We start from the raw sequence: 8,878 nt of genomic DNA on the forward strand, positions 1-8,878 counted from the left end.
GCAACGAGCAATGAGTGAGCACAAGGATTTCAGCGGCCACACGCCGATGATGCAGCAGTACTTCCGTCTCAAAGCGGAGCACCCGGACACGCTGCTGTTTTACCGCATGGGCGACTTCTACGAGCTGTTCTTTGATGACGCTCGCAGGGCCAATCGCCTGATCGACATCACCCTGACCACGCGCGGCCAATCCGGCGGCGAGCCCGTCGTGATGGCGGGTGTGCCTGTCAGTGCGCTCGATACGTATCTGGCCAAGCTGATCAAGCAAGGCGAATCGGTGGCCATCTGTGAACAGGTGGGCGAGGTCGGTGCCAGCAAGGGCCCGGTCGAGCGCAAGGTGGTTCGCGTGGTCACGCCCGGCACCCTGACCGATACCGAACTGCTGAATGAGCGCGCAGACGCGCTGCTCGTGGCCGTGGTGCTTGAAAAGCGTGGCCGCGCCAACGGTCCTGCCCGTTGTGGCCTGGCCTGGCTGGGTTTGTCCAGCGGCAACCTGGGCCTGAGCGAATGCGCTGAGCGCGAACTGCCTGGTTGGCTGGCGCGCCTGCAACCTGCCGAATTGCTCTACGACCGCGACCGCACGCCCCCCGGCCTGCAAACCTTGCTGAGCCAGACCCGCACCTCGCTCACCTCGCGCCCCACCTGGCAGTTCGACAGCGCTTTGGGCCAGCGCAAGCTGTGTGAGCAATTGCGCGTGGCCAGCCTGCAAGCCTTCAATGCGCAAGACCTGACGCTGGCCCATTCGGCCGCTGCCGCCTTGTTGAGCTACGCCGAACACACCCAGGGCAGGGCCTTGGCCCACGTGGCCAGCTTGGACGTGGCCCGCGCCAGCGACCTGCTGGAATTGCCCCCCGCCACGCTGCGCAACCTGGAGCTGACCCAGACCCTGCGCGGCGAAGATTCGCCCACGCTGCTGTCCTTGCTGGACACCTGCCGCACCGGCATGGGCAGCCGCACCTTGCGCCACTGGCTGACGCACCCGCCGCGTGACCGCGCCATCGCCCGCGAACGCCACGACGCCATGGCCTGCCTGCTGCAGCCGGTGTCCGCCGAGCAGGGCTTTGAACCCCTGCGCGAATCCCTGCGCAGCCTGAGCGACGTCGAGCGCATCACCGCCCGCGTGGCTTTGCGCCAAGTGCGCCCGCGCGAACTGGCCGGGCTGCGCGACACCCTGCTGGTGCTGCCCGAACTTCGCCTTCGGGTGCCCGGCATCGATCAGCCAGGCGAGGGCGCCTGTTCGGCCCTGCTGCAAAAACTCCATGCGGCCCTGCAGCCCGACCCGGCCATCGCCGCGACCCTGCAACGCACCCTGGCCGAAACCCCCGCCGTGCTGCTGCGCGATGGGGGCGTCATCGCCACCGGCGTTGACCCGGACCTGGACGAGTTGCGCGCCATCTCGCAAAACTGCGACGCCTTCCTGCTCGATCTGGAAGCCCGCGAGCGCACCCGCACCGGCATTGGCAACCTGCGCGTGCAGTACAACAAGGTGCACGGCTTCTACATCGAGGTCACGCAAGGCCAGGTCGACAAGGTGCCGCTGGACTACCAGCGCCGCCAGACCCTGAAAAACGCCGAGCGCTTCATCACGCCCGAGCTGAAGGTTTTTGAGGACAAGGCCTTGTCGGCGCAAGACCGCTCCCTGGCCCGCGAAAAGTGGCTTTACGACCAGTTGCTCGACACCTTGCAGCCGCACCTCGGTGCGCTGAGTGCCCTGGCCCGCGCCCTGGCCTCGCTGGATGCCTTGTCAGCCTTGGCCGAACGCGCCGGCACCCTGGGCTGGACCCGCCCCGAGTTCGTCAACCATCCCTGCATCGAGATCGAGAAAGGCCGCCACCCGGTCGTCGAAGCGCGCCTGATGGAAACCAGCGGCGTCACCTTCATCCCCAACGATTGCCGCCTGGACGCGAACCACCGCATGCTGGTCATCACCGGCCCCAACATGGGCGGCAAATCGACCTTCATGCGGCAGATCGCACTCATCGCCTTGTTGGCGGCCATGGGCTCATACGTGCCGGCATCGAGTTGCCGCCTGGGCCCAGTCGACGCCATCCACACCCGCATCGGCGCCGCCGACGACCTGGCCAACGCCCAGTCCACCTTCATGATGGAGATGACTGAGGCCGCCGCCATTGTTCATGGCGCCACCGAGCATTCTCTGGTGCTGATGGACGAGATCGGCCGGGGCACATCCACCTTCGACGGCTTGGCCTTGGCCGGGGCCATCGCAAGCCAGCTGCACGACAAGAACAAGGCTTTCACCCTGTTCGCCACCCACTATTTCGAGCTAACAGCATTGCCCGAGAAGCACCCACGCGCCATGAACGTGCACGTGGGCGTGGCAGAAGCGGGCGATGACATCGTCTTTCTGCACGAACTGCAGCCCGGTCCCGCCAGCCGCAGTTACGGCGTGCAAGTGGCGCGTCTGGCAGGCATGCCGCATGCTCTGATCCGTCAGGCGCGTGCCACGCTGGAGGCTTTGGAAGCCCAGCAACGCCACGCTGATGACCAGATTGACCTGTTCGCCGTCTCGGTTGGATCGGATCCGATCCTGGATGCGCACGACGGCCTGACCTTGGCGCCGTCGTCTGGCGAGGGTTTGACGTCGGCCGAGGCCGAGACCTTGACCATGCTCGCCAGCATCGATCCTGATACCCTGACCCCACGCGAGGCGCTTGACGCCCTCTACCGACTCAAATCCGTGAGCTCATCATGACTTATTGCGTTGCCATGCGGCTGAATGCCGGGCTGGTTTTCCTCTCCGACTCGCGCACCAATGCGGGGCTGGACCAGATCAGCACCTTCCGAAAAATGACCGTTTATGAGCAACCCGAAGACCGGGTCATCGTGATGCTGTCCGCTGGCAACTTGGCCATCACCCAGGCCGTCAAGCAGTTGCTGGGCACCGAGCAGATCGAAGCCCCAGATGGCAAGGCCGTGACCCTGTGGAACGCCAAGAGCATGTTTGACGTGGCCCGCATCGTGGGCAGCGCCATCCGCAAAGTCTACGCGCGCGACGCCGAAGCGCTGCAGCACCATGGCATCGACTTCAACTGCAACCTCATCGTGGGTGGGCAGATCAAGGGCGAGACCATGCGCCTGTTCAATGTCTACGCGGCGGGCAATTTTGTGGAAGCGGGCATTGATGGTGTCTGCTATTTCCAGATCGGTGAATCAAAGTACGGCAAGCCGGTGATCGACCGCGTGGTCACGCCGAGCACGCCGCTGGAAGAGGCCGCCAAGTGCGCCTTGATCTCGATGGACTCGACCCTGAAGTCCAACCTGTCGGTGGGCCTGCCGCTGGACCTGATGGTCTATGAGGCGGATGCCTTGAAAGTCGACAAGCTGATCAACATCGACGACACCAACGCCTACTTCCGCATGATCCGCAGCTCCTGGGGCCAGCGCCTGCGCCAGGTGTTCGACTCGATCCCCGACCCCAGCTGGAGCGGCGATCAGCCTGATCTGTCGACCCACACCAGCCCATCGTCGCAATTGCAGGCCATGAACCCGCTGACCAAGATTCAGGCACCGGGGTGAACTGATTCAGCGTTCACAAAAGAAAAAGCCAGCCCGTTGCAAAACGTGGCTGGCTTTTTCTATGGGGCCGATGGAATGCGATTTTGACCATTTGGCAATCGCATATGCAAAGGCATTTTTGTTCGTTCCGCTTTGATGTCACCGCTTTTAGGATTCAGCCACTGACTCAACACAACCCACGATTCGAACCAACATGCAAGCAGTCTCCAACCGCACTCGTCGCACCTTCAACGTTCTCGCGCTCGCGGCCTTGACGGCCGTGGCCGGGGTGGCTTCTCTGGCTCCTGCGGTCGCCCAAGCCAAAGACATCACCCTGTTGAACGTGTCCTACGACCCCACCCGTGAGCTCTACAAGGAGTACAACGAGGCCTTCGCCAAGCACTGGAAAGCCAAGACCGGTGACACCGTCACTGTCAAAGCTTCGCACGGCGGTTCGGGCAAGCAAGGTCGCAGCGTGATCGATGGCCTGGAAGCCGACGTCGTGACCCTGGCCCTGGCCTACGACATTGACGCCATCGCCAACGTCGGTCTGCTGGACAAGGCCTGGCAGAAGAAGCTCAAGGGCAACAGCTCACCCTACACCTCGACGATCGTGTTCCTGGTTCGCAAAGGCAACCCCAAGAAGATCAAGAACTGGGATGACCTGGTCAAGCCCGGCACGTCGGTGATCACGCCCAACCCCAAGACTTCGGGTGGCGCTCGCTGGAATTACCTGGCCGCCTATGGCTTCGAGCTGAAGCGCAGCAAGGGCTCTGAAGACAAGGCCAAGGCCTTCGTGGGCAAGTTGTTGGAAAACGTGCCCGTGTTGGACTCGGGTGCCCGTGGGTCGACCGTGACGTTCGCCGAGCGCGGCCAAGGCGATGTGCTGCTGACCTGGGAAAACGAAGCCCACCTGGCACTGCAGGAGTTTGGCGCCGAGAAGTTTGACATCGTGTACCCACCTTTCAGCATCTACGCGGAGCCGCCAGTGGCGGTGGTTGACAAGGTGGTTGACAAGAAGGGTACCCGTGAAGTGGCCACGGCCTACCTGGAGTACCTGTATTCGGCCGAAGGCCAGGACATCGCAGGCAAGAACTTCTACCGCCCCACCGATGCCAAGGCCTTTGCCAAGTACGCCAAGCAGTTCCCCAAGATCGAGTTGATCAAGATCGACGATGTGTTCGGTGGCTGGGCCAAAGCCCAAAAGACGCACTTCGCCGATGGCGGTGTATTCGACCAGATCTACACCAAGAAGTGAATCATCAAGGCCAGTTTCTAGCGAGTGGGGTGGTGCCTGGGGCGTCCTGAAAGGGAGTCAAAGGCATCAGTTGGGCGGCTCTGGTCTCGGTCAGAGCCGCCTATTTTTGTCTTACATAGTCATTTACTGCATAAGCAACTGATAAATGCTCACTTCTTCTGCAGAAGCGGGCTCTTTAACATTCGCTTGCTGCATCAAAAAAGGTCTTGTCATGCGTTTTTCTTTGAAGAAACAAATTGTCCATGTCGCCGTGGGTGTGCTGTCCGTGTCGGCACTGGTCGGCTCCGCCTGGGCTGACACCACCTTGCTCAACGTGAGCTACGACGTCACCCGCGAGTTCTACAAGAACTACAACGTGGCCTTCGCCAAACACTGGAAGCAAACCACTGGCGAGACCTTGACCATCAACCAATCGCATGGCGGCTCGAGCAAGCAGGCCCGCAGCGTGGTCGACGGCCTGGAAGCCGACGTCATCACCATGAACCAGGCCAATGACATCGACCTGCTGGCAGAGCGCGGCCAGTTGATCCCCGCCGATTGGGCCAAGCGCTTCCCCAACAACAGCGCGCCCACCGCCTCGGTGACCGTGATCCTGGTGCACAAGGGCAACCCCAAGAACATCAAGGATTGGGACGACCTGGCCCGCCCCGGCATCTCGGTGGTGATCCCCAATCCCAAAACGTCCGGCAACGGCCGCTACACCTACCTGGCGGCCTGGGGCTCGGTGATCAAGACGGGTGGCGATGTGGTCAAGGCCAAGGCCCTGGTCCACAAGATCTTTGCCCACGTGCCGGTGTTCGATGGTGGCGGCCGGGCTGCCACCACCACGTTTGCCCAGCGCAACATCGGTGATGCCCTGGTCACTTTCGAGAGCGAAGTGCCTCTGATCCTGAACGAGTTCGGCGGCGACTTTGAAGTGGTCTACCCCAAGTGGACGGTGCTGGCCGAGAACCCCGTCAGCGTGGTCGACAAGGTGGTGGACCGCAAGAAGACGCGCAAGCAGGCCGAGGCTTACCTGAAGTACCTGTGGTCGGACGAAGGCCAAGCCATCGCCGCCAAGAGCCACCTGCGCCCCCGCACCGACAAGGCCCAGGCCTTGTTCACCAAAGAGTTCCCCAAAGTGAAGACCTTCACGGTGGACGAGGTTTTCGGCGGCTGGCAGAAGGCACAAAAAGAACACTTCAACGATGGCGCCGCTTTCGACCAGATCCTGGGCTTGGGCAAGAAGTGACCGTGGCAGTATCAAACGGCTGATTCATGATTTTCTCAAAAACTCTATTGCGCAAACCCAGCGTGTTACCGGGATTCGACCTGGCGCTGGGCCTGACGCTGATGTACCTGACACTGATCGTGTTGGTGCCTTTGTCGGCCACCTTCCTGAAGACGTTCACGATGACGTGGCCCGCCTTCTGGGAGGCCGTGGCTTCGCCCCGTGTGGTGGCCTCTTACAAGTTGACCTTTGGCGCCTCGTTGGCGGCGGCGGTGGTCAATGCCGTGTTTGGCTTGCTGGTGGCCTGGGTGCTGGTGCGCTACGAATTCTTCGGCAAGCGGATCGTTGACGCCCTGGTGGACTTGCCCTTTGCCTTGCCCACCGCGGTGGCGGGCATCACCTTGACGGGCTTGTACGCTGGCAATGGCTGGATCGGCCAATACCTGGAGCCCTTGGGCGTGAAGGTGGCTTTCACGCCCGTCGGTGTCTTCGTGGCGATGACCTTCATCGGCTTGCCCTTCGTGGTGCGCACGGTGCAGCCCATCCTGGAAGACCTGGCCGCCGAACTGGAAGAGGCCTCGGCCACCCTGGGCGCCTCGCGTTTGCAAACCTTCACCAAGGTGATCCTGCCGATCCTGACGCCCGCCTTGTTGACCGGTTTTGCACTGGCTTTTGCCCGTGCCCTGGGCGAGTACGGCTCCATCATCTTCATCGCGGGCAACATGCCCATGGTGTCCGAGATCACGCCCCTGCTCATCATCACCAAGCTGGAGCAATACGACTACCAGGGGGCCACCGCTATTGCCGTGGTCATGTTGATGATGTCCTTTGTCCTGCTGCTGGCGATCAACGCCTTGCAAGCTTGGACCCGCCAACGTCAAGGCAAGTGACATGTCGCAGTCTCCTCCCAATGTTTCCGCCAGCCGCAACGAGCCCGCCTGGGTGCGCCGCCTGCTGATCGGCCTGGCGCTGGCCTTCCTGGCCCTGTTCCTGTTCCTGCCTCTGGTGTCGGTGTTCTTCGAGGCCTTCAAAAAGGGCTGGGAGGTCTACCTGGCTTCCATCAATGAGCCGGATGCCTTGTCGGCCATCGTGTTGACGCTCACCGCCGCCGTCATCGCCGTGCCTTTGAACCTGGTGTTCGGTGTGTCGGCCGCCTGGGCGATCGCCAAGTTTGACTTCCGTGGCAAGAGCGTGCTGCTCACCCTGATCGACTTGCCGTTCTCGGTGTCACCGGTGATTGCTGGCCTCGTCTACGTGCTGGTGTTTGGCCTGCAAGGTTGGTGGGGCGAGTGGCTGCGTGACCATGACCTGAAGGTGATCTTCGCCATGCCCGGCATCGTGTTGGCCACCATTTTCGTGACCTTTCCCTTCATCGCGCGTGAGTTGATCCCGCTGATGCAGGCGCAAGGCCAGGAGCAGGAAGAGGCCGCGCGGGTGCTGGGCGCCTCGGGCTGGCAGACCTTCTTCAAGGTCACGCTGCCCAATGTGAAGTGGGCCTTGCTCTACGGTGTGATCTTGTGCAACGCTCGGGCCATGGGCGAGTTCGGCGCGGTGTCGGTGGTGTCCGGCCACATCCGTGGACAGACCAACACCTTGCCCCTGCACATTGAGATTTTGTACAACGAGTACCAGTTCGCCGCCTCTTTCGCAGTGGCCTCGATCCTGGCCAGTCTGGCCCTGGTGACCCTGGTTTTGAAATTCATCGTTGAGCGTCAGGTCAAGCAAGAGCTGGCCCAAGTCAAGGATGTTGGAGTTCCCGCATGAGCATTGAAGTCAAGAACCTCGTCAAACGATTCGGGTCGGTCACGGTCTGTGACAACCTGAACATTGAAATCCCCTCTGGCGAACTCGTCGCGTTGCTGGGCCCCTCGGGCTCGGGCAAGACCTCGCTGCTGCGCATCATCGCCGGCCTGGAACAGCCCGACAGCGGCTCGGTGTTGTTCCACGGCGCCGATGCCACCAATGTGTCGGTGCGAGACCGCCAGGTTGGCTTCGTGTTCCAGCACTATGCGCTGTTCGGCCACATGAGCATCTTTGAGAACGTGGCCTTCGGCCTGCGCGTGCGGCCCAAGGAAACACGTCCCGATGAGGGCACCATCCGCAAGAAGGTGACCGAGCTGCTCAAGCTGGTGCAGCTGGATTGGATCGCCGACCGCTACCCGCACCAATTGTCGGGCGGCCAGCGTCAACGGATCGCCCTGGCGCGTGCGCTGGCGGTGGAGCCCAAGGTGCTGTTGCTTGACGAACCCTTCGGCGCGCTGGACGCGAAGGTGCGCAAGGAACTGCGCCGCTGGCTGCGCCGCCTGCACGACGAAGTGCACATCACCAGCGTGTTCGTGACCCACGACCAGGAAGAAGCCATGGAAGTGGCCGACCGCATCGTGGTGATGAACCAGGGCCGAATCGAGCAGGATGGTCCGCCGGACGAGGTTTACGACCACCCGGCCACGCCGTTCGTGCTGAAGTTTCTGGGCGATGTGAACCTGTTCCACGGCCGCGACCATGCGCCAGGCGCCGTGGCTGAATCGACCAGTACCGGCGGCTTGGACGATGTGAGCTATGTGCGTCCACACGAGATCCAGGTGTTGGCCCATCCAGAAGAAGGCAGCCTGGCGGTCACCTTGGCGCATGTCCTCACCGTGGGCCCGAACACCCGCCTGGAGTTCCGCCGGGTCGATGGCCAGGGCGAGGTCGATGTGGAGTTGCCCCGTGGCGAGTTCGCAGCCCTGCGCGACAGCGGCATCCTGGTCGCAGGCGCCACAGTTCACCTGAAGCCGCGCCGTGTGCGCCGCTTTGCCGACACCATTTCCTGATTGATGCCTGAGGGCTTATGAATTTCCAACGTAAGCGGTAAGCCTGCGGCGTTCTTCCCTTGCGCGAGGCTGCTCCCCAGA

The 8,878-nt window shown here is 62.2% G+C and carries 7 protein-coding genes; all 7 read left to right on the top strand.

The window, feature by feature from the left end:
• Positions 1–10: 10 nt before the first annotated feature.
• The 7 genes from mutS to PSV38_RS06500 all read left to right on the top strand — a co-directional run bounded on the left by mutS (position 11) and on the right by PSV38_RS06500 (position 8,797).
• Positions 11–2,713, top strand: coding sequence for a DNA mismatch repair protein MutS (gene mutS / locus PSV38_RS06470; protein ID WP_300546016.1), 2,703 nt, complete (start codon positions 11–13; stop codon positions 2,711–2,713).
• Positions 2,710–3,537, top strand: a complete 828-nt coding sequence (locus PSV38_RS06475; protein WP_300546018.1) for a proteasome-type protease — start codon at positions 2,710–2,712, stop codon at positions 3,535–3,537. Before mutS ends, PSV38_RS06475 begins: the two co-directional genes overlap by 4 nt.
• 193 nt (positions 3,538–3,730) lie before the next feature.
• Entirely contained in the window at positions 3,731–4,774 is a 1,044-nt protein-coding gene (locus PSV38_RS06480; RefSeq protein ID WP_300546019.1) for a sulfate ABC transporter substrate-binding protein, read from the top strand.
• A gap of 211 nt (positions 4,775–4,985) precedes the next feature.
• Entirely contained in the window at positions 4,986–6,005 is a 1,020-nt protein-coding gene (locus PSV38_RS06485) for a sulfate ABC transporter substrate-binding protein (protein WP_300546020.1), read from the top strand.
• Between the two features lie 26 nt (positions 6,006–6,031).
• Positions 6,032–6,874, top strand: a complete 843-nt coding sequence (gene cysT, locus PSV38_RS06490) for a sulfate ABC transporter permease subunit CysT (protein ID WP_300546022.1) — start codon at positions 6,032–6,034, stop codon at positions 6,872–6,874.
• A 1-nt stretch (position 6,875) separates the two neighbouring features.
• A complete protein-coding gene (gene cysW / locus PSV38_RS06495) occupies positions 6,876–7,748 on the top strand; it encodes a sulfate ABC transporter permease subunit CysW (protein ID WP_300546024.1) in 873 nt (290 codons plus the stop codon).
• The gene (locus PSV38_RS06500) at positions 7,745–8,797 is read left to right on the top strand and encodes a sulfate ABC transporter ATP-binding protein (RefSeq protein WP_300546026.1); all 1,053 of its coding nucleotides are present in this window, start codon (positions 7,745–7,747) and stop codon (positions 8,795–8,797) included. Before cysW ends, PSV38_RS06500 begins: the two co-directional genes overlap by 4 nt.
• Positions 8,798–8,878: the final 81 nt, after the last annotated feature.

The organism is Aquabacterium sp., from assembly GCF_029946005.1.
In the GTDB taxonomy this organism is placed as follows: Bacteria; Pseudomonadota; Gammaproteobacteria; order Burkholderiales; family Burkholderiaceae_C; genus Aquabacterium.

Bases quoted from the DNA above. Each gene is read 5' to 3' on its own strand.
- cysT (WP_300546022.1), top strand. From the start codon at position 6,032: ATGATTTTCTCAAAAACTCTATTGCGCAAACCCAGCGTGTTACCGGGA.
- PSV38_RS06500 (WP_300546026.1), top strand. From the start codon at position 7,745: ATGAGCATTGAAGTCAAGAACCTCGTCAAACGATTCGGGTCGGTCACG.
- PSV38_RS06475 (WP_300546018.1), top strand. From the start codon at position 2,710: ATGACTTATTGCGTTGCCATGCGGCTGAATGCCGGGCTGGTTTTCCTC.
- cysW (WP_300546024.1), top strand. From the start codon at position 6,876: ATGTCGCAGTCTCCTCCCAATGTTTCCGCCAGCCGCAACGAGCCCGCC.
- PSV38_RS06485 (WP_300546020.1), top strand. From the start codon at position 4,986: ATGCGTTTTTCTTTGAAGAAACAAATTGTCCATGTCGCCGTGGGTGTG.
- PSV38_RS06480 (WP_300546019.1), top strand. From the start codon at position 3,731: ATGCAAGCAGTCTCCAACCGCACTCGTCGCACCTTCAACGTTCTCGCG.
- mutS (WP_300546016.1), top strand. From the start codon at position 11: ATGAGTGAGCACAAGGATTTCAGCGGCCACACGCCGATGATGCAGCAG.